This is a genomic window from Ihuprevotella massiliensis (genome assembly GCA_900095835.1).
Taxonomy (GTDB): Bacteria; Bacteroidota; Bacteroidia; order Bacteroidales; family Bacteroidaceae; genus Alloprevotella; species Alloprevotella massiliensis.
In genome coordinates, this window is the sequence record LT608321.1 from 1,317,020 (window position 1) to 1,343,822 (window position 26,803).

The 26,803-nt window shown below is 48.8% G+C and carries 19 protein-coding genes; 17 read left to right on the top strand and 2 right to left on the bottom strand.

Annotation, left to right across the window (positions count from 1 at the left end; all coding sequences use genetic code 11):
* Positions 1 to 156 precede the first annotated feature (156 nt).
* The gene (gene rsgA, locus BQ2633_RS05520) at positions 157 to 1,137 is read right to left on the bottom strand and encodes a ribosome small subunit-dependent GTPase A (RefSeq protein ID WP_075565624.1); all 981 of its coding nucleotides are present in this window, start codon (positions 1,135 to 1,137) and stop codon (positions 157 to 159) included.
* Between the two features lie 170 nt (positions 1,138 to 1,307).
* Complete coding sequence (frr, locus tag BQ2633_RS05525) at positions 1,308 to 1,868, bottom strand: ribosome recycling factor (RefSeq protein ID WP_075565626.1); 561 nt, start codon at positions 1,866 to 1,868, stop codon at positions 1,308 to 1,310.
* Positions 1,869 to 2,390: 522 nt separating this feature from the next.
* On the opposite strand from frr, the gene metK reads away from it, so the two are divergent.
* The 17 genes from metK (at position 2,391) to ftsZ (ending at position 26,790) form a co-directional block, all read left to right on the top strand.
* The gene (gene metK / locus BQ2633_RS05530; protein ID WP_075565628.1) at positions 2,391 to 3,686 is read left to right on the top strand and encodes a methionine adenosyltransferase; all 1,296 of its coding nucleotides are present in this window, start codon (positions 2,391 to 2,393) and stop codon (positions 3,684 to 3,686) included.
* 122 nt (positions 3,687 to 3,808) lie between these two features.
* Positions 3,809 to 4,384 carry an LOG family protein gene (locus tag BQ2633_RS05535; RefSeq protein WP_075565630.1) on the top strand — a complete coding sequence of 192 codons (576 nt, stop codon included), beginning with the start codon at positions 3,809 to 3,811 and terminating at the stop codon, positions 4,382 to 4,384.
* A 119-nt stretch (positions 4,385 to 4,503) separates the two neighbouring features.
* Positions 4,504 to 5,493, top strand: a complete 990-nt coding sequence (locus BQ2633_RS05540) for a DUF4271 domain-containing protein (RefSeq protein WP_075565632.1) — start codon at positions 4,504 to 4,506, stop codon at positions 5,491 to 5,493.
* A gap of 57 nt (positions 5,494 to 5,550) precedes the next feature.
* Positions 5,551 to 6,285 (top strand): uroporphyrinogen-III synthase, encoded by a 735-nt coding sequence (locus BQ2633_RS05545; RefSeq protein ID WP_075565634.1) that lies wholly within the window; start codon positions 5,551 to 5,553, stop codon positions 6,283 to 6,285.
* A gap of 270 nt (positions 6,286 to 6,555) precedes the next feature.
* Complete coding sequence (locus BQ2633_RS05550) at positions 6,556 to 7,014, top strand: ribonuclease P protein component (RefSeq protein WP_075565636.1); 459 nt, start codon at positions 6,556 to 6,558, stop codon at positions 7,012 to 7,014.
* 41 nt (positions 7,015 to 7,055) lie between these two features.
* On the top strand, positions 7,056 to 7,265 hold the full coding sequence (gene yidD / locus BQ2633_RS05555) for a membrane protein insertion efficiency factor YidD (RefSeq protein ID WP_428829834.1): 210 nt from the start codon (positions 7,056 to 7,058) through the stop codon (positions 7,263 to 7,265).
* A gap of 184 nt (positions 7,266 to 7,449) precedes the next feature.
* Positions 7,450 to 8,019 (top strand): TatD family hydrolase, encoded by a 570-nt coding sequence (locus BQ2633_RS05560; RefSeq protein WP_075565638.1) that lies wholly within the window; start codon positions 7,450 to 7,452, stop codon positions 8,017 to 8,019.
* 357 nt (positions 8,020 to 8,376) lie between these two features.
* Complete coding sequence (locus BQ2633_RS05565) at positions 8,377 to 10,191, top strand: AMP-dependent synthetase/ligase (RefSeq protein ID WP_075567235.1); 1,815 nt, start codon at positions 8,377 to 8,379, stop codon at positions 10,189 to 10,191.
* Between the two features lie 233 nt (positions 10,192 to 10,424).
* Positions 10,425 to 13,256, top strand: a complete 2,832-nt coding sequence (locus tag BQ2633_RS05570; protein ID WP_075565640.1) for a M16 family metallopeptidase — start codon at positions 10,425 to 10,427, stop codon at positions 13,254 to 13,256.
* 273 nt (positions 13,257 to 13,529) lie between these two features.
* Positions 13,530 to 17,225, top strand: a complete 3,696-nt coding sequence (locus BQ2633_RS05575; RefSeq protein WP_075565642.1) for an RICIN domain-containing protein — start codon at positions 13,530 to 13,532, stop codon at positions 17,223 to 17,225.
* A gap of 1,000 nt (positions 17,226 to 18,225) precedes the next feature.
* Complete coding sequence (locus tag BQ2633_RS05580) at positions 18,226 to 18,564, top strand: hypothetical protein (RefSeq protein ID WP_075565643.1); 339 nt, start codon at positions 18,226 to 18,228, stop codon at positions 18,562 to 18,564.
* Positions 18,565 to 18,721: 157 nt separating this feature from the next.
* Positions 18,722 to 20,017, top strand: a complete 1,296-nt coding sequence (gene tyrS, locus BQ2633_RS05585; RefSeq protein WP_075567237.1) for a tyrosine--tRNA ligase — start codon at positions 18,722 to 18,724, stop codon at positions 20,015 to 20,017.
* Between the two features lie 202 nt (positions 20,018 to 20,219).
* On the top strand, positions 20,220 to 21,335 hold the full coding sequence (murG, locus tag BQ2633_RS05590) for an undecaprenyldiphospho-muramoylpentapeptide beta-N-acetylglucosaminyltransferase (protein WP_075565645.1): 1,116 nt from the start codon (positions 20,220 to 20,222) through the stop codon (positions 21,333 to 21,335).
* A gap of 93 nt (positions 21,336 to 21,428) precedes the next feature.
* Entirely contained in the window at positions 21,429 to 22,811 is a 1,383-nt protein-coding gene (locus BQ2633_RS05595) for a UDP-N-acetylmuramate--L-alanine ligase (RefSeq protein WP_075565646.1), read from the top strand.
* 117 nt (positions 22,812 to 22,928) lie between these two features.
* Positions 22,929 to 23,663, top strand: a complete 735-nt coding sequence (locus BQ2633_RS05600) for a cell division protein FtsQ/DivIB (RefSeq protein WP_075565647.1) — start codon at positions 22,929 to 22,931, stop codon at positions 23,661 to 23,663.
* A gap of 130 nt (positions 23,664 to 23,793) precedes the next feature.
* Positions 23,794 to 25,143 (top strand): cell division protein FtsA, encoded by a 1,350-nt coding sequence (ftsA, locus tag BQ2633_RS05605; RefSeq protein ID WP_075565649.1) that lies wholly within the window; start codon positions 23,794 to 23,796, stop codon positions 25,141 to 25,143.
* A gap of 384 nt (positions 25,144 to 25,527) precedes the next feature.
* Positions 25,528 to 26,790 carry a cell division protein FtsZ gene (ftsZ, locus tag BQ2633_RS05610; RefSeq protein ID WP_075567239.1) on the top strand — a complete coding sequence of 421 codons (1,263 nt, stop codon included), beginning with the start codon at positions 25,528 to 25,530 and terminating at the stop codon, positions 26,788 to 26,790.
* Positions 26,791 to 26,803: the final 13 nt, after the last annotated feature.

Below are 26,803 nucleotides of genomic sequence, written 5' to 3' on the forward strand. Positions count from 1 at the left end.
GACGTTAGCGGCTTAGGGAATAGACCTTCAGATACAATTAGACGCTAGACGAAACCACGCAATGGGTGAGCGCGTGATTCAGGCGTCTAGCGTCTAAAGTCTTACGTCGAATATTGAAGTGCTGACATCTAGACTCTAACGTCTAAATTCTAACGTCTAATCCCTATACTTCCCTTCTTCCTTGTCTTCGAGCATGGAGAGGTAGGAGGTGTAGCGAGAGGGGGCAAGTTGGTGAGCTTCGATGGCTTCGAGCACCGCGCATCCAGGTTCGTGAGTGTGCTTGCAGTTATTGAATTTACAACCACTGCCGATGCGGAAGATTTCACGAAAATAGTGAGCGATTTCTTCCGGCTCCATGTCAAACGTACCAAATCCTTTGATGCCAGGGATGTCGATGAGTCCACCGCCTGAAGGCAAATCGAAAAGTTCGCTGAACGTGGTGGTGTGCATCCCCGTGCCATGGGCTTCGCTCACCTCTGCAGTGCGCGCGCCAGCATGAGGAATCAAACGATTGATGAGGGTGCTTTTGCCAACCCCAGAGTGCCCTGCCAAAAGAGTAATCTTCTCGGTGAGCAAAGGCGCAAGTTGTTCCACACCTTGTCCGTGAAGCGCAGAGAGCTGCAACACTTCGTATCCAATGTCGCGATAGATCCACGTAAGATAGTCTAAGGTGGCGCGCTCTTCTTCGTTGAGATCGTCCACTTTGTTGAATACCAATGTCACCGGCACGCGATAAGCCTCGGCAGAAGCCAAGAAGCGGTCGATGAAAGTGGTGGTGGTTTCGGGACGTGCCACAGTGATGAGCAGCAACACACGGTCGATATTCGCCGCCAAGATGTGGCTCTGCTTCGAGAGATTGGAGGCCTTGCGGATGATGTAGTTGCGGCGGTCGTCAATGGCGACAATAAAAGCGAGTTCTCCCTCGGCAGCAGGACGAATGGTCACCCCATCTCCTACTGCCACAGGATTGGTGGTGCGGATGCCTTTGAGACGGAAGTTACCTTTCACGCGACATTCCACGACATTGCCTTCCTCGGTACGCACCATGTAGCTGCTCCCCGTGTTGCGCACTACAATGCCGTGTAGCGGCTGAGTGGAGAGGTTGTCGGCAGTGCTTGATGACGAAGAGACAGACATGGATGAATGAGCATTCGCTTGTGATTTCTTCAAAGCGGACTTAGCCTTTTTGGAAGCGGACTTAGATGTGTGAGCCAAATTGTGCAAAATTAAAAACAGACCCTTCGACGCACTAGGCTCGAAGGGTCTGATAGATTACCATAGAAATAAAGCGATCGAGCCAGAAAGACTTACACCGTCATGATTTCCTTAGCCTTATTGGCAAGCAATTCTTCGATGCGCTTGATCATCTTGTCGTGGAGCTTCTGGAGGTCGTTTTCAGCATCTTTAGCCACATCCTCGGGCACACCATCTTTGGTGCTCTTCTTGAGTTTGTCGATACCATCGCGACGCACGTTGCGGATAGCGATTTTAGACTCCTCACCTTCTTGGTTGCATTGCTTGGTGAGGTCGCGACGACGCTCTTCAGTGAGAGGGGGGATGCCAAGGCGAATGATTTCACCATTGTTTTCAGGCATGATGCCTACATTAGAATCAATGATGGCCTTTTCGATGGGAGCAAACATGCTCTTGTCCCAAGGCTTGATGGCGATGGTGCGAGAGTCGGGCGTAGTGATTGCAGCTACATTGTTCACAGGCACCATAGAACCATAGGAGTTAACCATCACTTGGTCGAGGATGTGAACATTGGCTTTGCCCGCACGGATGTGCGAAAGAGTTTCATCGAGGTGCATCACGCTCATTTCCATGCGTTCCTCGCATTCAGCAAGTAGTTGCTTTACGTCTAACATATCGTTTTCGTTCTTTTACGTTGATGTTGTTGGGTATATTTTAGGCAAATATACGACAGTCTTTCGACAATTCAAAAGAAAATGAGGATTTCTTCAGCACAAAATGCGATTTTACACATCGTCCCTCTGCGAAGACTCCCAACAGAAGGAAAGATAGAGGGTGCATCCACCTAGGACAAGAGCTAATCTGCACAGTATAAAGAAAGTAAATCTATTCTATTGAACAAGAAAACAGACCATTCATTTTGGTCGTATGCGAAGAAAGTTGTAACTTTGCCGTCGAAACACGAACGAGGACAGATTTGACTGCTTGCAACCTCAAGAAAAAATGCTAAAACGACAAGTCACTCCCCACATAGAATCCTACGGTTTCGGGACACACTTTACATTTTATTCTTGCTCTCTCGCACACACTGATTTGTTTCGTTCTGCTTTCGCTATCGCGATGGGCAGACGTTTTTGTTTGTATTCACCGCAAATCAGACTTTTTATTTTAACTCCCCTCACTACTACACATTTATCATGTCATATCTCTTTACTTCTGAATCAGTGTCGGAAGGACACCCCGACAAAGTAGCTGACCAAATCTCAGACGCACTTCTTGACCAATTTCTTGCGCTCGACGCTACCTCTAAAGTGGCTTGCGAAACCCTCGTTACTACCGGACAAGTGGTGGTGGCTGGTGAGGTGAAGTCGGAGGCTTATGTGGATTTGCAAGACACCATTCGCCGCACCATCCAACGCATCGGCTACACCAAGGCGGAATATATGTTTGATGCCAACAGCTGTGGCATTTTTTCTGCCATCCACGACCAGAGTGACGACATCAACCGTGGTGTAGAGCGCGAAGCTCCCGAACTGCAAGGTGCAGGCGACCAAGGTATGATGTTTGGTTATGCCAACAACGAAACGGATCGCTACATGCCTCTCCCCCTTTCGTTGGCACACGACATTCTCATTGTGCTGGCTGACATCCGTCGCGAAGGTAAGGTGATGACCTATCTCCGTCCCGACTCTAAGAGTCAGGTGACAGTGGAATATGACGACAACGACCGTGCAGTGCGCATCGATACTATTGTGGTAAGCACGCAGCACGATGATTTTATCTCTGCCGAAGAAGCTGGTAGTCAAGCTGCTGCTGACGAACAAATGTTGGCGCAAATCCGCAAGGATGTAATTGAGATTCTCATTCCTCGTGTGCTCGAACAGCGAGTGACGACTCCCGAAGTGAAGGCGCTCTTTGAACAAAGCGACATTACTTATCACGTGAACCCTACCGGTAAGTTCGTGATTGGTGGTCCTCATGGCGATACGGGTCTTACGGGACGTAAGATTATCGTAGACACTTATGGTGGCAAGGGTGCTCATGGTGGTGGTGCTTTCTCTGGAAAAGACCCCTCGAAGGTAGACCGCTCTGCGGCTTATGCTGCGCGCCACATCGCTAAGAACATGGTGGCGGCTGGAGTGGCTGACGAAATGCTCGTGCAACTGGCGTATGCTATCGGTGTGGCAGAACCCGTGAGCGTGTTTGTGGACACCTATGGCAAGAGTCATGTGAACCTCAGCGATGGAGAAATTGCAGAGCGCGTGAAGAAACTCTTCGCACTCCGTCCTCACGACATTGAGAAGAACCTCAAGCTTCGCCAACCTATCTATGAGGAAACTGCGCGCTATGGGCACATGGGACGCAGCAACCGCGTAATCACGAAGACTTTCCAACCCAAGGGCGAGGAAGCTCGTACACTCGAGGTGGAACTCTTCACTTGGGAAAAGCTCGATCGCGTAGCAGATATTAAGCAGGAATTCGGACTTGCCTAAGTCGCAGAAAGTTGTTTCACAACAACTCGCTGACGATTAGCCCCATAATGACCGATTGGGGTTAAAACGCCTTAGGCTGCGAATAACCAGGGTGTATAACCCTCTAAAACCGACATACAAACGTGAATATCACTGTATATGCTGCCTCTTCGGGACAAGTGCCTGAAGTTTACACACAAGCTGCCGCTCGGCTAGGGGAAATCCTAGCCGAGCGTAGCCATATTCTCATCAATGGTGCAGGGCGCACTGGACTCATGGGCGCGACCATCGATGCTTGCGTCGAAAAGGGAGGAAAGGCGATTGGCATCATTCCTCAATTCATGATTGACGAATCGTGGCAACACAAAGGAATGACGGAACTTGTGGTGACTCCCAACATGCACGAGCGCAAAACGATGATGGCAGATCGTGCCGATGCTTGCATCGCTTGCCCTGGTGGTGTGGGCACTCTCGAAGAACTCTTGGAGGTGATTACTTGGAAACAGCTAGGTCTCTTCCTTAAACCTATCGTGGTGCTCAACACGGAAGGCTATTTCGACCCGTTGCTCTCACAACTCGAACGTTGCATCGATCAGCAATTTATGCGCCGTGTGCATAGCGACATCTGGAAGGTGGCTGCCACTCCCGAAGAAGCGGTGAAACTCTGTGAAGAAACGCCACTTTGGGATGCTTCCATTCGACGATTTGCTGCTTTGTAAAGCAGAAACTCCATCTACCATGAGCAGACCTTCATAACTTCATCCAAACTTCAGCAACGAGCGTAGGTAGTTTTGCTTGAGTCATCTTTTCCTTTCGTCAAACATCGATAGTTTTCATCATGCCCATCGACAGTCTTTCTACGATTTCTCCCAGCGCGCTTCCCTCTGCTAGAGTGCGCAACCTTGATGATGCCCCTGGTTTGACGATGGAGCCAGCAGATTCTACGCTAAAAGCTCAGTTTAATGGGCGTTTTTCTCTGCTCCCTCCACCACCACAGCCGAAGAAACAAATTGAGAAGCGGTTTCCGATGCCTGCCGATAGCGCATACGAAGCAAAATATTGGCAACTTTTCACACCCGAAATGCGGAAATTGGTGGCAGATCACTATCACACCACTCAAGCGCATCAAGGAGTCTCAGGAATGCCCATCGACTACGAACTTCGCAATGACGATGTTGTCACTTCGGTACTGCTACTGAGCTTTGTCATCATGGCTTGGGTGATTGCTGCATCATGGCGATTTCTCCGCACATCGATCAAAGATTTCTTCTATCACCGCACACGCGCCAATCTCTTCATTGACCGTGCCGACACCATTTTGCGAGGGCGCTTCTTTCTGGTCTTGCAAACTAGTTTTCTACAAGGTCTCTTATTTTTCGGGTTTGTACAAGCCATGCTCCCAGAAGTATTCGAAGGCGTCTCTCCATATTTGCTACTTTCTCTCTCTACCCTTATCGTCTTGGGGTATTATGGCGCTAAACTACTCCTCTATCGGTGCGTCAATCATGTGTTTTTCGACCGCGAAAGCAACAGTGCTTGGGACAACTACTACCTCGTTTCGATACTCACCACAGGTGCATTGCTGTTACCCCTCACACTCTTGGTGATATTCTTCGACTTAGCATATCAAGAAGCCATAATTGCCTACATTTTGCTTATGGCGATTATCAAAATGCTACTATTATATAAGTGTTACCGCACATTTTTCAATGGTGCGGTAGGCTATCTGCTCATTATTTTGTACTTTTGCGCCTTAGAAATTGTACCTTACGTACTACTCGGAGGGGCTTTGGTCAGCGTGGCTTATCAAAATGCCACACTTTTGTAAGCGATTATAGACAAACCTATATAGCCTCTCCGCTAAATATCACTCTAACCTTTCACGATGATCAAGAAAATTCTTGTTTCGCAACCCGCACCTGCCACAGATAAATCGCCCTATCACGACATTGCTCAGAACTTAGGCGTGGAGTTCACATTCCAACCCTTCGTGAAGGTCGAAGGTTTAGAAGCTCGTGAGTTTCGTAGCCAGAAGGTGAATATCCTCGATCACACTGCCATTGTGTTCAACTCACGCAATGCCATCGAACATTTTTTCCACCTCTGCAAGGAACTCCGTGTCACTCTCCCCGAAGACATGAAGTACTTCGGAATCTCTGAAAAAGTAATTCTCTACATTCAAAAGTTCGTGCAATATCGCAAGCGTAAGGTCTTCTTCGGCACAAGCGGTCACTGGCCTGAATTGCTCACCGTGATGGCGAAGCACAAGACCGAGAAGTATCTCTTCCCTCTTTCCGAAGGCACTTCTCTCGAAATAGCAGGACAACTTGACCAGAAGAAGATTAAGCACACTGAGTGCGCTATGTTCCGCACCGTGCAAGCTAAACTCGATGAGGACACATTCAAGAATTACGACATGATTCTCATCTTCACTCCCGTAGGAGTGCAGAGTTTGCTCAGTAACTTCCCAAACTTTAATCAAGGCGACATCCGCTTAGGCTGCTTTGGTGATGCCACTGCTAAGGCCATCGAAGAGGCTGGTCTGAGAGTCGACTTGAAAGTCAGCGGTTCTATTGCCGAAAGCCTTGGCAACTTCATCCGCGAAGAAAATAGCAAATAAGTTTTTGCTTCCTGACATATCGGTGGTCCGCTGCCCCACAATCGTGGGTTAGTGACCACCTTTTGTTTTTTACTGTCCTGAGGATGACACACAAGCTCTTGTTTTTTGAGTAGAGACCCCTGTATCCAATCTTAGAAGTCTGTATTCTATATAGGAAGTCTGTATTCTATATAGAAAGCATTGTATCCATTCTTAGGAATCATTGCATACTGTCTTAGCTCGTCGACAGTTCTCACCACCCTAGTCCATGGGTGCCATCTCACACTCCTTATGCGTCATAAGTTTCCCAAAGCCGAACATCTCTGTCTCCAACGCGACATCGACCAACTCTTCACCGCAGGAGCTCGGTCTGTCGTATCCTTTCCACTCCGCGCCATCGTGCGCACACATCCCTACGAGGGAAAAGGACCACAAGTGCAGGTGCTCATCTCTGTAGCTAAGCGAAGACTAAGACATGCCGTGGATCGCAACCGCGCCAAACGTCAGATTCGGGAAGCCTACCGCCTTAATAAAGAGATTCTTTGGGAAAATCTACCGGAAAACACCGCTATTCATCTAGGTTTTGTGTGGGTGGCAGATCAACCTCAAGACAGCGCACTGGTGCACAAACGTCTGGTCAACCTCCTTCACCGCGTTGCAGAGAAAATCAATGCGACTACTAAGGAGACCTCAAACCTCTCAACGATGGCTGACACAGCAGACGTTAAACTTTCAAATGCAGCCACATAATTCCTTGTCATACTATGATATTGCATACCATTTCCCGCACGATGGCAAGACTGCTCATTCTTCCCATCCGCTTCTATCAGAAATTCATCTCCCCTCTCACTCCGCCTTCGTGCCGCTACACCCCAACTTGCTCGCAATATGCAGTCGAGGCGCTCCGCAAGCACGGTCCTCTCAAAGGGATGTATCTCGCTGTGCGTCGCATCCTTCGCTGTCATCCATGGGGAGGACATGGCTACGATCCCGTGCCTTAAGCACAGCTCGCAGATTAAGCAGATAGCGCACACTATAGATTTTTGCAAATGCAACAAATAAGTCTTGCAGAATCCCCTCGTGCAGTAAAACAACTGTTCTAACAACAAGGTAAAACCGCTCTCTTCCCAACGTCGCACTGCGCTTTTATATAGGAGTTTCTGCACATTTCATATTTTCTAACCCATGGATTTTGATTTTCACACCCATCGTCTTGACATTCCTCCCGGCACTGGCATTGTGAGTTTACCGCAAGACATCGTGCGCAATCCGAAAGTCTGGACAACTTATCCAAGCGCTCAGCAGCTCCATCCCCAAGGACTTTACGCTGCCGGAATCCATCCATGGTGGACGTTCGACGAAGACTTCGATTTTGAAGAATACAAAGCTAGTTTGTCGCAACTTTGGGATTTGCCACAAATAGTGCAAATAGGAGAATGCGGCTTTGACCGTTTACGCGGTGCGAGTCTCGAGCTGCAATGGGCTGTGTTTAGTGCACAAGTGGCAGAGTCTGAGCGACGTCAACTCCCCATGACGCTCCATGTAGTTCGTGCTTTCGACCTCATCCTCCAAGCTCGCAAAACTTTGCGTCCGCAACAAGTATGGACGATTCATGGATTTCGCGGCAAACCAGCCCTAGCTCAACAACTGCTCAAAGCAGGATTTGATTTAAGCTTTGGACAACACTACAATGAAAGAGCCTTTGCTCTCACTCCTCCTGACCATCGTCACCTCGAAACAGATGCTCTGCCCTAACATCTAGTTCCCAGCTGTCTTCACCTCCTTGCTCCTGAAGCACAGAAAAACACAGTAAGTTCCGAATATATTGAGACTACAATCCTTAAATTTCGCCTTCCTTTTCGGTGATTTTCGATATACCAACCGAAAAAAGGGAGAATATTTCTGCGCAAATTAGCAACATTTGTGCAGAGATTCAACATGTAATACGAAATAAAACACTAACTTTGCCCCATCTATCATGGGAAACTTATTGGTTTTTAGTGATAACACTTGTCGGGAGTGATGGAAAATAGAACTCTACCCTCTCTCCACACTCACCAGTGATCTATGCCTTCAAGTAACCCTCTCTTTCCTATCGCACAATACCACATTATGCAAATCCTTTGTCATCTTTCCCAACTCATTGAGAAATCAGCCGAAGTCTACGGCGAAAAGATCGCCCTCAGCTATCGCGACTACGATCGCGAACAGTGGATGGGTATTTCTTGGAACCTTTTTGCTCGCCGCGTGGATCAATCTGCGCGCTCACTTGTGGCTTTAGGCATTGGAGTGCAAGACAATGTGGCTGTGTTCTCACAAAACAAGCCAGAAAGCCTCTTTGTAGAGTTTGGTTGTTTTCGTTCCCGTGCCGCTCTCGTTCCTTTTTATGCCACCACAGCTGGAGCCCAGGTGCAATATATGGTGAACGATGCACAAATCCGCGTAATCTTTGTGGGTGAACAACAGCAATACGACACCACCTGGAGCGTGATGAGCCTTTGCCACTCACTGGAACACATCGTCATCTTCGATCCTAAGGTAGAACGTCATCCCAGTGACAACATCTCTATGAGCTTCGATGAATTCCTCCGTTTGGGCATCAACGAGCCACGCTACCAAGCTGAGGTACAACGTCGTGTGAACGATGCTAAAGATTCTGACGTTGCCAACATCCTCTATACAAGTGGTACCACCGGACAGTCCAAAGGAGTCATTCTGCTGCACTCACAATATAATCATGCACTGGAAGCACACACCAAAATACTCAAGATTACTCCCGATGATGTGGTCATCAATTTCCTCCCCTTCAGTCACGTATTTGAAGGAGCTTGGGCTAAATTGTGCTTGAGTTGCGGTGCTCAACTTGCCATCAACCTCCGTCCGCTCGACATCCAGCGCAGCATGCGCGAAGTGCAGCCCACTTGCATGAGTGCCGTTCCGCGTTTTTGGGAAAAGGTGTACCAAGGCGTACTCGAAAAAATGGAGTCTGGAAGTCCCATCCAACGCAACCTCATCAAAGACGCACTCAAAGTGGGTGGCGAAGTTTGGGAGAAATACATTTCCAAAGGCAAGCAACCGCCCCTCGGGCTACGCATGAAGTATGCAGCCTACGACAAAACCCTGCTCCGCGTGCTCCGCAAGACCCTCGGGTTGACGCGTCCTAACATCTTCCCCGTTGCCGGTGCTACGATTTCTCCCGAAGTAGAACGCTTCGTCCACGCCGCAGGTTTCAACATGCTGGCAGGCTATGGCCTCACAGAGACTTGTGCTACAGTGAGTTGCGACCAACCAGGAAAACCCGTGACTATGGGAAGCATCGGCCGTCCATTGCCCGGTGTCGAAGTGAAGATTGACGGAGTAAACAATGAAATTTTGGTGCGCGGGGCTTCCGTAACCCCAGGATATTACAAAAAAGAAGAAGAAACGCGCAAATCCTTCACCGAAGATGGCTGGTTCCGCACAGGAGATGCCGGCTATATCAAAGACGGCGAGCTCTATATCACCGAGCGAATCAAGGACCTCTTCAAAACGAGCAACGGCAAATACATCGCTCCTCAGGTAATCGAAGGAAAGCTCACCATCGATCGTCATTTTGATCAAGTGGTAGCGATTGCCGACCAGCGCAAATTCGTCTCTGCCCTCATTGTTCCCAACTATAAGGTGTTGGAAGACTGGGCAGCATCGCAAGACATCACTTTCAAATCCCGTGCAGAACTCTGCAACGATGAGCGCGTGAAGAAGTATTTGGCGCAACACATCGAAACACTGCAACAAGATCTCGCAGCTTATGAGAAAATCAAGCGCTTTGTACTCCTGCCAGAACCCCTCTCGATGGAGAAAGGCGAAATCACCAACACGTTAAAAATCAAGCGTCGCGTGGTGTATGATCGCTATGCAGCAGAAATAGAAAGCATGTACGTAGAATAATAGGGAGCCGCCTCCTCAAAAAGCAAAAATATCTTTCCCATCCGCGAAGCCTTCCCTCTATTTTAACGGGAAGGCTTTTGTGTTATCCATACGAATAAAGGTTTGAAAACAAATGTCTACAAATTCTTTATTTGTCTACGACGAAACTTTGCAAACTAGCGAGAAATGCTTACCTTTGCCTCAAATTCTCTCAAGCTATAAGACACGCATTCATTCTATAATCTGATGTATATATGAAAAAAATTAAGCTATTCCTCCTGAGTCTTGTGGCTCTAGTGGTCACTCCCGTGGTGGCACAGGATGCTTTCCCTCCTCTCCCCGTGGATAAAGAGGTGCGCATCGGCAAGCTCCCCAACGGATTGACCTACTACATCCGCCACAACGAAGAGCCCAAAGGACAAGTAAACTTCTACATTGCCCAAAAGGTGGGTTCGGTGCAAGAAGATGACAACCAACGTGGCTTGGCACACTTCCTCGAACACATGGCCTTCAATGGTTCGAAGCACTTCCCAAAAGATGGCCAACTCATTAAATACTGCGAGAGTATTGGTGTGAAGTTTGGTGAAAACCTCAACGCCTACACTTCTACTGACGAAACTGTGTACAACATTGACAATGTGCCCGTGAAAGGTCGCAATGTCGATTCTTGTCTCCTCATCCTTGCAGACTGGTCTGGCGGTTTGCTCCTCGAAAAGGAAGAAATCCAAAAGGAGCGTGGTGTGATTCACGAAGAATGGCGCATGCGTTCCAGCGCTGTGATGCGCATCCTCGAGCGTCGCCTGCCCGAACTCTACCCTGGCAGCAAGTACGGTCACCGCATGCCCATTGGTTTGATGGAAATCATCGACAACTTCGAACCCGATTTTCTCCGTGCCTACTATAAGAAGTGGTATCGTCCCGACCTGCAAGGGGTCGTGATTGTAGGTGATATCAACGTAGATGAGGTGGAAGCTAAGGTGAAATCTATCCTTGGTGCCGTGGTGATGCCTGCCAACGCAGCGCAATACGAAACTTATCCTGTGCCCAACAACGAACAGCCCATCTATGTCATCGACAAGGACAAGGAAATGACCGTGGCTTCTCTCTCGTTCATGTTCAAGACCGACCCCATGCCCGAAGAGATGCGCGGTACGATTGCCGAAATCATGCAAGACTATATCTTGGCGCTTGCTACACAAGGCATCAATGCTCGTCTTAGCGAACTTGCCCAGAAGGAAGACTGCCCCTTCCTCAATGCTGGTGTGAGCTATGAGAACTACTTGCTCTCCAAGACTGCCGACTGCTTCTCTGTGAGCCTCACTCCCAAACCCGGACAAGATGCTGCTGCTGTGACTGCTGTGATGGCAGAAATAAAACGCGCTGCCAAGTTCGGACTCAGCCAATCGGAAGTGAAGCGTGCTTCTGAGAACATCATCAGCGGACTTGAAGTGATTTACAACAACCGCACCAAGCAGAAGCACAATTTCTACACTTCACAATACGTGCGCCACTTCTTGGAAAAGAAGGGTATCCCCAGCGTAGAAGACGAATTCAACGCCTACAAAATGATTGCTTCCATGATCAATGCTGAGGCAGTGAATGGAGTGATTCAAGAGCTTACTGCCGACACGCAGAAGAACTTCGTATTCTTGGGTATGTACCCCGAGAACGACAACACGAAAGTGCCCACCGTCGAAGAAATGAAAGCGGCGATCGAAGCTGGCGTTAATGCCAAAATCGAAGCTTACGTGGACAATGTGAAGACTGGTCCTCTCGTGGAAAAACTCCCTAAGAAGGGTAAGATTGTGAAGACTAACGCTGCCGATTTCGGCTACACACAATGGACTCTCAGCAACGGTGCTCGCGTATTCTTCAAGAAGACCGACTTCAACGATGCTCAAATCCTCTTCCATGCTAGCAGTTTCGGTGGTACTAGCAAGTTCGCAGAAAAAGATCTCGCCAACGTTCGCCTCATCGATCCCGTGATGTCAAGTGTAGGCTGGGGCGACTTCAACGCCACCGAGTTAGAGAAGAAACTCACCGGCAAACAAGTCAGCCTTTCTACAGGTTTGAGCAACTACAGTGAAAGTCTCTCTGGTAGCGCCACTCCCAAAGACTTGCGCACCCTCTTCGAACTCCTCTATCTCCGTTTCCAAAAGCCCATGAACGACCCTGATGCTTACCGCACAGTGCTCAACAATCTTCGCACCGCTTTGGAAAACGCTGATAAGAATCCTCAGAAGGCATTTGGCGACTCTATTCGTCGCACCCTCTATGGCAACAACCCCCGCAAGGCACAGCTCACACTCGCTGACCTCGACAAGGCTGACTACGAAAAGATCAAGCAACTCTATGCTCAGCGCTTCGACAAGGGTGGAGATTTCGACTTCTACTTCACCGGTGCTATCAACGAAGATTCTCTCCGTGCCTTCACCGAACAATACATTGCTCCCCTCACCGCAGTGAAGAAGCGCGAGACTTACACCAAGCTCAATCTCGATGCTCGCAAGGGTGTCGTAGAAAATCGCTTCGAGCGCAAGATGGAAACCCCTCAAGCCATGCTCATTCAGTACTGGCAAGGCAACCACCCCTACAGCTTGAAGGAAGCTCAAGTGGCCAATGTGTTCGGTGCTATCTTGACCAAGCGTTATCTCAAGTCTATCCGCGAAGATGGCGGTATGGCTTACAACGTGGGGGCTGATGCTAATCTCAGCTACGGTGCGAAAGACATCTACGCTCTTCAAGTGTTCGCTCCTTTCACCCCCGAAAAGGTAGACTCTGTGCTCCTTCTCATGGATCAGGGCCTCAATGAAATCGCCAAAGACGGTGTCACCGATGAGGAATTGAACGAGGTGAAGCAATTTGAGCACAAGGAATACGAAGAAGCCCAACGTCGCAATGGCTACTGGCAAGGTTTGATTTCAGCCAAGAACAACTGGGGCAAAGATGGTCGCAAGAACTATCTCGAAACCCTCGACGCCGTCACCTCTGCCGACATCAAAGCCTTTGTCAATGGTGTCCTCCTTCGTGACCGCAACCGCGCCACCATCATCATGCTCCCCGAAGGGGTGATGAAAAAGAAATAATAACGGTGTCGCGCAAAATCGCACATTTTGCTAGCTACACATTACTTTTCAAGTCCACTTCTCACTGAGAGGTGGACTTTTCTTTGCCTTTGTTTAGAAAACGCCTATATCTTCACCGCAAATTTGAAATATAAACTTTGCAAAATACACAGAAACTACTCCGTTTTTTTTTGTAGTTACAAAATCATTTGTATCTTTGCCCCCGTTATTCAAGTGGCGAACACTCGCCCCACTTCAACGAATTCAATAAAACAATCATTCAAATACTCTATCATGAAACACATCTACCAAACAATGATGGCAGCTTGCGTACTCACCTCAGTGGGTTCCATCAACGCAGCTGCTGACTACTGGTCTGTAAGCGTCAGCGAAGATCCTGTTGCTGCAGCAGAAATCGAAGCAGGCAAACAATATGTATTCCAAAGTGCAGCCTCTGCCAAAGCAGGAACTGCAGCCTACCTTTTCGGTGATGGATTCATCAACAGCGCATCTGGCTTTAACGACAAGGGCGTTTTCACCTTTGAGAAGGCTAACGAAAAAGTAAACGGTCTTGAAGTTTACTACATCAAGTGCCAAAATGGCGAATACGTAGCTCTTCCTGGTTCAGCTTCTTTCTACACCAAACAAGTGGAACGCGCTTGGAAGGTGGTCGTTGTGGAAGTGGAAGAAAAGAATCCAGAAGAATCCTACGACTACGTTGAAGGCGACAAAGATCCCGTGAAGTACAAGGGTATCGATGCTTACATCTGGCGTTCAAAGGTAGATGGCGATGAACTCAATCTTCAGAAGGCTACTTACATCTCCGAAAGCGTAGCTCCTGGTGAATTGATCATTGCTTCTGCACAATCTCTCGACCCCAACAACCAATATGCTCAATACCAATTCTTGTTGAGCGGTGGCAAGGTTTCTATCGGCACAGACTACAACCAAAATGCATGGATTCTTCGTTCTGCCATCAAGTTGTCTGCTAATGAAGCTCTCGAAACTGCAATGCAAGAGATCGTGCCCGAAGGCAAGACGCTCGAAGAAGTGCTCAAGAACTATCGCATCGGTAGCGGTTCTGGTGAATACGATGCCGAGAAGCACAAGACCTTGGTAGAATTGTGGAACAAGGCAAAGGGAGTGACCGAAGGTACTACCAAATTGTCTGACGAAGAAATCTACAAGATTATCGATGAGCTCAAGCCCACTTACAATGCATTCGTAACGGCGATTAATCCCCTCATCCCAGGTTACTACATCATCACCAACTGGCGTGGTGAAAACGAATCAGGCTACGACGGCACAGCACTCTACGACCAAGGTGCAGTAACCTTTGGTGCCAATGGTCTCAGCTGGTCTGGTAAGGAAAACGACGCAGTAGAATATCATCACAACGACCCCGTTAGCTATAACTTGGCGAAGTTCGTGTGGGAAGTTATCGCTACTGGCGAAGAAGGCAAGTTCTACTTCCGCAACCTCGAAACTGGTCGCTACATCGGTCCACAACCTAACTACTATCGTAACATTACGATGACCGAAAAACCAGAGGCAGCATTCTCCATCGGTGCTAATGCTGACGAACCTGGTTACCTCACCTTCACTTCAGACAAACTTGTCAACAATGGTGGTATTCACGCGCAAGTGAGTGGCTACAGCACTGTAGTATGGGGCGCTACTGCCAAAGCATCTTCTTGGCACACTCGCACCATCAGCAAGGAAGAAGTGGAACAACTCAAGGCACTCATCGCTCAACCCAAGCGCAACATCGAGCTCAAGGCTCTCGTGGAAAAGGCGAAGGAAGAAATCATCAATGGTAATGTTTACTTCCCTGTTGGTTCTGACGGCAAGAAGCTCGAATCTGCACTCAAGGGTGACTTCAACGAACTCGATGGTCTTGTAACTTCTGAAGCTCAGATTTCTTGCCCCATGGCAGACCCCGAGGAAGGTAAGGACATCAACGTATTGTTCGACAAAGACCTCGGCACCTTCTTCCACACCACATGGCATGGTGGCGAACATGCTTGGAACGCACACCACTTCTTCAACTTCAAATTGGACAACCCTGTCAAAAGCATCGTAGTGAAATGGGGTGAACGTCTCGTTGCCAATGCAGCCTCTGGTGCTCCCAAGAAGGTTATCCTCTGGGGTGCAAAGGACGAAAGTGCACTAGCTAAGGGCAAGGTGCAAAAAGTGGATGCAGCTGGCGCTCCCATCGAAGGTCAATACGACTACGACGCTTGGAAGAAGGATGGCTGGGTGCCCCTCACTTCTGGCACATTCAACTACGCTACCAAGATGCTCGCCGCTGACGGCACAGAAAACGGTCGCAAAGTTGGTTTCGCAGCTCTCGGCTTCGACGAAGAGTACAAGTACCTCCGTCTTGAGATTGTAGATCGAATGGACAACAACCCAAGCGGTTTTGTTTATGCCAACGAACTTCGTGTCTACAAGGGTGAATACGACAAGCTCAACTCACCCAACGCTGGTGTTCCTGCCGACGTGATGCAAGCTCTCCAAGACGTCATCAAGACTGCCGAAGCTGAACTCGATAAGAAGGCAGCTTCTGAAGCTACCATCGAAAAGTTCAAGGCTGCTTACGAAAAGTTCCGCTCCAACTATCCCGATGTCACTCGCGTCACCGACGTTGCCAACCTCATCAATGGCCGTCTCGACAAGGCACAAGAAGGCGAAGGACTGGGTTACTACCAAGATGGTGCGAAGGAAGCCCTCAAGGCTGCTCGCGATAAGGCGCTCGCTGACCTCAAGGCTATTACCGATGTGAAGGCTGCCAACGTAGAGGAAATCAACAACATCGTTGCACAACTCAACGCTGCACTTACTACCTTCGAAAGCAAGCTCCGCGTACCTGGTAGTGGCATCTACATCATCCAGAGCGAATCTAGCAACAAGAAGGTTTATCACAACGTACTCTCTGTGCGCAACTCTTCTACCACCACCAACGACCAAGTGTGCATAGCAGGTCGCCAACCTTCTGCCACTGTAAATGGTGAATTTGAAGATACTCCCGACCGCAAGCAACACCTCGACTACTTCTGGCAAGTAGAAAAGGTGGACGGTGGTGGCTACACCTTCCGCAATATCTTCAATGGTCTCTACCTCTCTCGCGACGATAAGAAGCAACAACGCGCCATGATGCTCTCTGAGACTCCTTATGTCTTCAAGGTGGAGTTCATCAACTTCCCAGGTGCTTTCCGCTTCGTATCTACCGATCCCACTGAAGCCAACTATCCTTACGTCAATGCAGATCCATCTTCTAAGACCATCGTGACTTGGCTTGCTGCAAAGGAAAATGACAACTCTGCGTTCTCATTCCATCCTGTTACAGACGAACAAATCAAGAACGTGCTCGAAGAAGGCTTCACCTACCAACTTGCTGCTAAGGAAGGCCTCCAATTTGTGACTCTCCCCATCGACGCTGAGTTCACTGAAGAAGACGCAAATGGTAACTTCTACACCGTTATCGGTCAGAAGGCAGACACTAAGGACGTTGTGCTCAAGGCTGTAACAGACAGAAAGCTCAAGGCTGGTCAAGGTTATGTGTTCAAGCCTAGTGCAAACAACAAGGGCACTGCCCTCCTCTTCACCACTGCTAAGACACTCAACGACCTCAAGCCAACCAACAAGCCCGCTGAAGCTGTGAATGGTCTTTATGGTACATTTGACTTTACTCCTCTTCGCGAAAACAATGGTCTGTTGAGCCCCGACCGCACGAAAGTGGTGCTCTCAGAACAGGGCGACAAGGCTGCTCCTAACGCAGGTTACTTCGGCAAGCTCCCCGAAACTACCGAAAATGGTGACCTCGTGATCCCAGCCAACCAAATCATCACCCTCATCAAGACTGGTGTCCTTGCTCCTGCTAGCAAGACGAAGGGTACCTTCACCCTCTCCGGTGTGCGTGTTGACGACGTGAACAGCCTCCCTGCTGGTATCTACGTGATCAACGGCCACAAGGTTATCGTGAAGTAACACGATCGTTTCATACTTTCTAATTAGTTTGGAGATGTTGCAAAACTCGTTTTTGCAGCATCTCCTTTTGGTGTTTGATAAAGGGATAAAATGCAAGACATTAAGATGGAGGCTGAAGGGAGCGTACTGAAGTACGTGACCAAAGCTGAATGTCGAAAATAACGCAGCAGTTTGCCCTTTATCAAACACCCTGTTTTTTTGGCCCTTCAATCTCATGCCCCCTATAAATACATGGGAAGCAAAATACCCAAAGTGAGAAAAATCGGCAAAAAAGTGCAGTTTTTTCTTTACATACCCACTATTTTGCAATGTAAAGATATCAACAAAACAGTATTACAAGAAAAATCTCCTCTACGTCCACGACAAGTAAGTTCCTCTTTCACCTTATAGCCACTCTCTAACTGCTCGACTAATTCCCAAAGTCTAATGTCTAAAATCTAATGTCTAACCTCTAACGTCTAAAATCTAATCTCTAACATCTAATGTCTAACGTCTAATGTCTAATCTCTAACGTCTAATCTCTAACGTCTAATGTTTTCTCACGCGCGCGTGACACGCGCTCGCATTACAGGGAAATCGCTCTTTTTGCTTTCACAACCTTCACACATCCACCTTTGTGGGAGCTTTGAAAAAGAACGTCGGAGATAATTCAAAAAACGTGGGAGAAAAAAGAAAAAAAGTCGCACGTTTTCTCGAAAACGTCGGAGAAAATCGGACTGCGTGTGAAGGTTGTGAAAGCAAAAAGTGCAAAACTCCAGGGGATGCGCGCGCGTGTCACGCGCGAGGGCGGTTGAGGAGCTACCCAAATCCCATGATTTCCCTAGCTCGTCCCATTCCCATTTTCACCTCTGAGTTTTCTTAGCAAGAATAACACGAAGGTGCGCTAAAAACTACGAAGATTTAACGACGCAACTTCATGATTGACACACAGCGTCACAAAGACATCCTATCTTTGCACCATCAAAACATCACAATACTCACATAGAACGACACCAACACCATGAACCCTACAACTTCTGTCACTCCTTCTACAGTGCGTCGCAGCACCGAAAAATTAGACTCCAGTGCAGCCTTCCTCCTCATGATTTTGCGCTTTTCCCTCATCAAATGGTTGGCACAGCAACAAGCCTTCATCACTTTAGCGAAAAACTGCACCGAACTCTTGGGCACCCGCGTCACGCCGCGCGAAGTCGTGGCTTACCTTCATGCCAATGTTGCCCTCATTGCAGTCATCTTCCCCACCAATATGCCAGGGGTGTATTATCTCTTGATGGGAATATGGGTGACCATAGCCTCATTGCCCCTCATAGGGTTCTGCCGACGCCTTGTACGCGACTGATGCTGCCTACTTTTCAACACTTTGCCTCAAAATTTTGGTAGACCGCGCAAGAAGTCGTACTTTTGCACATGACAACATGCTTTTGGAAGCTACTGCACAGACAGAGGCAACTGGAGCATTGGCGAATCGACAATTCAAAAAAAGCAAAAATACATCGATGAATTTTGTAGAAGAACTCAAATGGCGTGGCATGCTCCACCAAATGATGCCAGGCACCGACGAACTTTTTGAAAAAGAAATGGTGACGGCCTATGTGGGCATCGACCCCACAGCCGACTCTCTCCACATTGGTCACCTCTGTGGTGTGATGATGCTTCGCCATCTTCAACAAGCAGGTCACAAGCCCCTCGCTCTCGTGGGTGGTGCTACTGGCATGATAGGAGACCCTTCGGGCAAGAGTGCTGAGCGCAATTTGCTCAATGAGGAAACTCTCCGTCACAATGTAGCGTGCATCAAGGAACAATTATCACGCTTCCTCGACTTTGAAAGCGATGCCCCCAATGCAGCCGAGTTGGTGAACAACTACGACTGGATGAAGAACTACAGCTTCCTCGACTTTGCACGCGAAATCGGTAAGTGCATCACCGTGAACTACATGATGGCTAAAGACAGCGTGAAGCGTCGTCTCAATGGCGAATTTGCCGAAGGCATGTCTTTCACAGAATTCACCTACCAATTGCTCCAAGGCTACGACTTCCTCCACCTCTATCAAGAGAAGAACTGCAAACTCCAGATGGGTGGTAGCGACCAATGGGGTAACATCACCACCGGTACGGAATTAATTCGTCGCAAATTGGGTGCTGACAATGAAGCCTTTGCCCTCACTTGCCCCCTCATCACCAAGGCAGACGGCAAGAAGTTTGGTAAGACCGAACAAGGCAACATCTGGCTCGATCGCAACCGCACCACGCCTTATGCTTTCTACCAATTCTGGCTCAATGTGGGCGACGAGGAAGCAGAACGCTACATCAAGATTTTCACCGACCTCACCAAGGAAGAAATTGACAGCCTCATCGAAGAGCATCGTCAAAATCCTGGTCTCCGCAACTTGCAAAAGCGCCTCGGTCAAGAAGTCACTGTGCTCGTGCATGGTCAGCAAGACTACGAAATGGCAGTGGAAGCCACCAACATCCTCTTCGGCAAGGCTACTAAGGAAAACTTGCTCAAGCTCGATGAAGCTACGCTCTTGGCGGTCTTCGACGGTGTGCAGAAGTTTGAAGTGAACCGCGACCAAGTGGTAGGTGCAAAAGCCGTAGACCTCTTGGCTGAAACCACCAAAGCCTTCCCCTCTAAAGGCGAGATGCGCAAACTCACCCAAGGTGGCGGCGTAAGCATCAATAAGGAAAAGCTCGAAGCCTTCGACCGCGAACTCACAGAAGATGATTTGCTCGATGGCAAATACCTCCTCGCACAAAAAGGTAAGAAGAATTACTACCTCATCATCGTGAAATAATACAAAGAATCCTCTCAACGTCCCAATAGAGGTTTTACGATGTAAAAATTGATAAATCGGAAGTCAAACTAACGACTTCCGATTTTTTTTGGTACTTTTTTCTACAAAAGAGGGGCAAACTCGGAATTTATTTGTTACTTTTGCTCAGATATTGACACTAACTTGCCCTTACTGGGCTCGTTTTGCTGAAAAGTCTCTGAACATGAACGAATTGAGAGTCATCATCAGTGGCGGAGGAACAGGGGGGCATATCTTCCCTGCCATTGCCATTGCCAACGAAATAAAAGCCCTACACCCCGAAGCAGAAATTCTCTTTGTCGGGGCGGAAGGTCGCATGGAAATGCAGCGCGTGCCTGCCGCAGGTTATCGCATTGTTGGTCTGCCCATTGCCGGATTCGACCGCAAAAGATTGTGGCGAAACTTTGGCGTGCTGCTCAAACTATGGCGTTCGCAGCGCATCGCTAAGCGCGTAATCAAGGAGTTTAAGCCCATGGTGGCAGTCGGCGTGGGCGGTTATGCCAGTGGTCCGACTCTCAACATGTGTGGCAAAATGGGCATTCCCACCCTGCTACAAGAGCAAAATTCCTATGCTGGGGTGACCAACAAACTCCTCGCCAAGCGCGCAAAGAAAATCTGCGTGGCGTATGAAGGTATGGAGCGATTCTTCCCTGCAGAGCGCATTGTCCTGACGGGTAACCCTGTGCGTCAGAATCTTTTGCACCACAACCTTTCTCCCGAAGCGGCTCGCCAACAGCTTGGACTGCGTCCCGACTTGAAGACCATTCTCATCATCGGGGGTAGCCTTGGAGCACGCACGCTCAACGAGAGTGTGCTGAACCACCTGGAATGGTTGACACAACAAAAAGACGTGCAGATTTTGTGGCAAACGGGTAAGTTTTATAGTGCAAACATCCAAGAACGATTGGCACAAACCACCCCACCTGCTCATCTCCACGTCACAGAGTTTGTGAGCGACATGAGCGCTGCCTATGCTGCTGCCGACTTGGTGGTGAGCCGTGCAGGAGCTTCGAGCATCAGTGAAATTTGCCTGCTGGGCAAACCTTCGATTCTCGTGCCTTCTCCCAATGTGGCTGAAGACCACCAAACACACAACGCTCTGGCTCTCGTAAACAAAGACGCAGCGCGCTATGTCACGGACGCAGATGCTCCCACCACCCTCCTCGAACAAGCGGTGGCAACGGTGCGCGACACGGCAACACTCCAACGCTTATCGGAAAATGCACTCCAGCTTGCCAAACCTAATGCGGCACACGACATCGCACAATTTGCTATTGCTCTAGCACAACAGAAGGCATAGTCCGCGCACCCTAAAGTACACAGCTGACTGTGTCTGTGCGAGCTACACATCTCCCATAACTTCACACTACGAATCTCATCCCATCTACTCTATATGAATTTCAACGCTGTCTACTTTTTAGGTGCCGGTGGTATCGGCATGAGTGCACTCGAACGCTATTTTCGCCAACAAGGTCTTTTTGTGGCAGGCTACGATCGCACTCCTTCCACACTCACCGATGCTCTCCAGACTGAAGGTATCGAGATTCATTTTGAAGATAATCCCGAATTAATTCCGGCACCTTGCCGCAATCCCCAACAAACATTGGTGGTCTACACACCTGCCATCCCTGCCGATCATCAAGAAATGGCATGGTTTCGCGAAAATGGTTTTGAACTCCACAAGCGCGCACAGGTGTTGGGCACGCTCACCCAGTCCATGAAGGGACTTTGTGTGGCAGGCACACACGGCAAGACCTCCACTTCGGCAATGACGGCGCACCTGCTGCACCAAAGTCATGTGGGATGCAATGCCTTCTTGGGGGGCATCACCAAAAACTATGGCACTAACTATCTGCTTTCGGCTGAAAGCGAATATGTGGTGATCGAAGCGGACGAATTTGACCGCTCCTTCCATCACCTCCGTCCTTATGCCACAGCTATTACTTCTGCCGACCCTGACCACTTGGACATCTACGGCACTGAAGAAGCCTATCTGGAGAGCTTTGCCCACTACACTTCGCTCATCCAACCCGGAGGAGCTTTGGTGGTGCACCGCGGTTTGCGCTTTGAAGAGCGTCTCCAAGCGGGTGTGCGTCGCTATGACTACAGCCGCACCGAAGGGGACTTCCATGCCGAACGCATCCGCATCGGAGGTGGTCGCATCGTCTTCGATTTGGTGTCGCCCTTGGGCAACATCGCAGACATCGAACTCGGTGTGCCCGTGAGCATCAACATCGAGAATGGTATTGCAGCTTGTGCCTTGGCACAGCTCGCTGGAGTTTCTGCCGAAGAGATTCGCGCAGCAATGCTCACATTTGAAGGGGTGGATCGCCGTTTTGATTTCAAGATTAAAAATGAGGACTGCGTTTTCCTCAGCGACTATGCACACCACCCTGCGGAGATTAAGCAAAGCATCCTTTCGCTGCGTGAGGTCTTCGATGGTCGCAAGATTACGGCTATTTTCCAACCGCATCTCTACACACGCACTCGCGATTTCTACAAAGATTTCGCAGACGCGCTCTCACTGCTCGATGAAGTGATTTTGCTCGACATCTACCCTGCTCGAGAATTGCCCATCGAAGGGGTGAACTCACAACTCATTTTCGACCGCCTGCGTCCCGAGATGACAAAGCGTATGGCGCACCTCACGGAGTTACCACAAATCGTTGCTGAAGGTGACTTCGACGTTTTAGTGGTGCTTGGCGCTGGTGATGCCGACACTTATTGCCCTCAACTCACAGAGATTCTTCTCAAAAAGCAGGCGACAAAAGCATAGCTATTGCTCCCTAACGAGATGTCTCCACGCAGAGTGACTCGGCACTCGTGATGGCTGTCGCACAGTCCATAGGCTACGCAGCCTTCTCTCAACTCTAAGCTCTGATTTTTCCTTTTCATGCGTCCACTGTTCAAACTTCTGATGCTTTTTGGCATGACTGCCTATCTGATTTTCGCGCTTTTCACTTTCATCACGCGCGAAGACACAAAGCAGTGCAGAAGCCTCAACATTGTCATCGCCGACAGCGCGCAAGCTACGCTCATCACCGCAAAAGATATTGACATGATGCTGCGCAAAGCGAACCTCTATCCTATCGGCAGATCGATGAAGGATGTAGATTTGATTCAGATTCAAAACAAACTACAAAGAGATCCGTTTATCCGCGAGGCAATTTGCATGAAGACGCCTGGCGAAAACGTGAATGTGTTTGTGGTGCAACGCCTACCGCTGCTGCGCATCATCGCTGACAATGGCGAAGACTACTACGTGGACAGCAAGGGATATCCCATGGCAGCTCGCGGATACGAAGCGGACTTGCCTGTGGTGACTGGTCAGGTGACCAATACTTTTGTCAAAAAAAGCCTGCTTCCTTTAGGAATGTTGCTCAGTCAAGACGAGTTTTGGAACAATCAGGTGATGCAAATCCAAGTACAGCCCAATCAGGACATCGATTTGGTGCTCCGTGTGGGCAATGCATTGGTGCACCTCGGAAAAGCGGAAAATTTTGACCAAAAACTCAACAACCTTCGCGCTTTCTATGAAAAGGTGTTGCCCAACGTGGGCTGGAACCGCTACCAAGCTATCTCAGTAGCGTATGAGAATCAGGTGATTGGCATCAAACAAGAGCCCTAATCTCTGCTCATTCCTCCAACCGTCTCTTTGGCAGCTCAGTCCAGCAAAGACTACTCTTGCTTCAGTGCTTCGACACTGGACCTCAAAATAAAAACTCTTCCACAACCGATAATAAGAAAACTATCTTCCTATGCCACAAGACAGCTTCATTGCAGCCATTGTTCTTGGATCGTTCCAAACCACTGGCATCGTAGGTCAGAAGACCGCTGACGGTAGCATCAAGGTGCTCTCCTTCATCTCCACCCTTTCCTCAGAGTTCATTAGCAAAGGTCGTGTCTACAACTTGGAGAAAATGACCAACTGCTTGAAAAACATCAAAGAACATCTGGAAGAGAAAATCAACTGCAACATAGGAAAGTTCTATGTATCGGTCAACTGCATGGGCATTCGCTCTATCACCAACAGCGTGACCCTACCTTTCAGTTCACGCGAAACCATTACATCTGACGTGGTGCGCATGGTGCTCGAACACAACCAAGAGACACGCAGCAATGATCATCTTTATTTGGAAGCTATTCCTCTGGAATATCGCGTGGGTTCGATGGTGACCAATGAACCCGTGGGCATGCAAAGCGATAACATCCGTGCCGACTTCCTCAACATCTCTTGCAATAGCACAGTGATTGAAACTATCGAAACGTGCTTCCGTCGTGCCGGTATCACGATTGCTAAACTCACTGTTTCTGCTACAGATTTGGCTAACGTGATTCCTACGGAACAAGAACGCAACTCGGGTTGCATCTTCGTGGACATGGGTAGTCAAACCACTACTGTGGCGGTGTATAAGAGTCGTTTGTTGCGTCATCTAGCTGTGATTCCATTGGGTAGCGACAACATTACTCAGGACATCGTAAAAGTGTTCAACTGCGACGAAAATCGTGCTGAGGAATTGAAGCGTACTTATGGTTATCCTGATTTCCAAAACCTGGAAGAAAGCGAAGAGTCTCACATCACTCTCGAGGGCGGTCGCAAATATAGCCAGAAGAATCTGCTTGAAATCATCGAGGCTCGTGTGGAAGAAATCGTACAAAACGTGGCAGAACAAGCCAAACGTGCTAATATCGATTTGGACAAACTCGTTAATGGCGTGATTGTCACTGGCGGAGCTGCCCAACTGCGCAATATCAACAAGGCATTTGAGCAACATTTCAAAGACCTCAACATCCGCATCGTGAACACACCTCCTCGTTTGAGCGTGATTGCTGACGACAGCCGCTTCAACCAAAGCGGAACGTACAACGTGGGATTGGCGATTATCGAAACCGGCGAAATCAACTGCAACGGTGGCGAACGCGTGACTCCTCAACAACCTTTGTTGTTCCCAGAAGAACACGAAGAAACACAGGACGCAACTCCTGAAGTTCCCGAAACTCCTGCTGTAGAAACACCGGAACAACAAGAGGAACCAAAGCCCAAAAAGGACAGCTGGTTTAAGCGCGCAGTAAAATACCTTTCTTCACTGGTCAGCGACAACGACTAACATACTAGACAACTTAGCTTCTCTGCGTTCGGAGCACACACAGATTGAGAAGGATTGTTGGATACAGACTGCTCAAGGGGCATCGTTTGAAACATACAGTCTTGTATAAGCTGCACAATCCCTTAAGTTTGACGCAAACCACTCGATACACTCCGCTTGATGCTCGATGCTATGTTTATTTCCTCCTTTTCATCATAGAACCTTCCCCCAAACTCTCCTACCCCTATGAGTGAGAATAACGATAACTTCCAAGAGACTCCCATCATCGATATGGGTTTTGAAGCTGACACCACAGTCTCTTTTCCAGATACTAACGAAACTTCTGAGACCGCGACAAGCTCTGTCGATGTGCCTCAGACAGCTTCCGAAGCTCCCAGCGACAACATGATTCTAGACATGGGCAATCCTGCTACAACTCCCAGCATCATCAAGGTGATTGGCGTGGGTGGTGGCGGTGGAAATGCCGTAAACTACATGTACCGCACGGGGATCAAGGAGGTGAACTTCGCAGTTTGCAACACCGACTCCAAAGCGCTACAGGATTCTCCCGTACCTTACAAGGTGCAACTGGGAAAAGATGGTCTTGGCGCTGGCAACCGCCCCGAGCGTGCTCGTCAGGCTGCCAATGAAAGTATCGACCAAATCCGCGCTTTGCTAGATGCTAATACCAAGATGGTATTCATCACTGCTGGTATGGGCGGTGGTACTGGTACAGGCGCAGCCCCCGTGATTGCACACGAAGCCAAAGAGCGCGGCATTCTCACAGTGGGTATCGTCACTATCCCCTTCCAATTTGAAGGTAACAAGAAGATTGACCAAGCGCTCGATGGAGTAGATGCTATCGCTAAGGAGGTAGATGCGCTCTTGGTAATCAACAATGAATTGTTGCGCACGGTGTATCCAGACCTTACCTTCCGTTCGGCATTTGAAAAAGCGGACACTACACTCTCTACGGCTGCACGATCCATCGCAGAAATTATCACGATGCATGGTATCATCAACCTTGACTTCCAAGACGTCTGCACCGTGTTGCGCCAAGGGGGTATCGCCCTCATGAGCACAGGATATGGAGAAGGTGAAAACCGTGTGAGAGAAGCCATCGAAGATGCGCTCAACTCTCCGCTCCTCAACAACCGCGACATCAAGAGTTCGACAAAGATTCTCCTCTCGATCTCCTTCAACGATCTCCCAGACGAAGACAACGAACCTCAAGAGTTGATGATGGAAGAAATCAACGAGGTGGACAAGTTTATGTCGGAATTCCGCAAGGATGTCGAAACCAAATGGGGGGTATCTATCGACCGCACCTTGGGTAAGAAGGTGAAAGTGACGATTCTTGCCACTGGCTTCGACGTTAATGCCATCCCAGGCATGGAAGAACACCTTGCAGCTAAGAATTCTGAAGAAGAACAACGCAACGCTCAAGAGGAGAACGAACGTGCAGAACGTCGTGGTCAATACTACCAAACGAACAATCCAAAGGGTGTTCAACCACGTTTCTACAAGATTTATCTTTTTGAACCAGAAGATTTGGAGAACGAAGAACTTGTATCTCTCGTTGAAGCCATTCCCACTTGCCGCCGTACCAAAGAACAGCTCAGTGAAATCCGCAGCAAGACACAAGGTATGGAGATTATCGAAAGCTAATCTCCACTCCTCC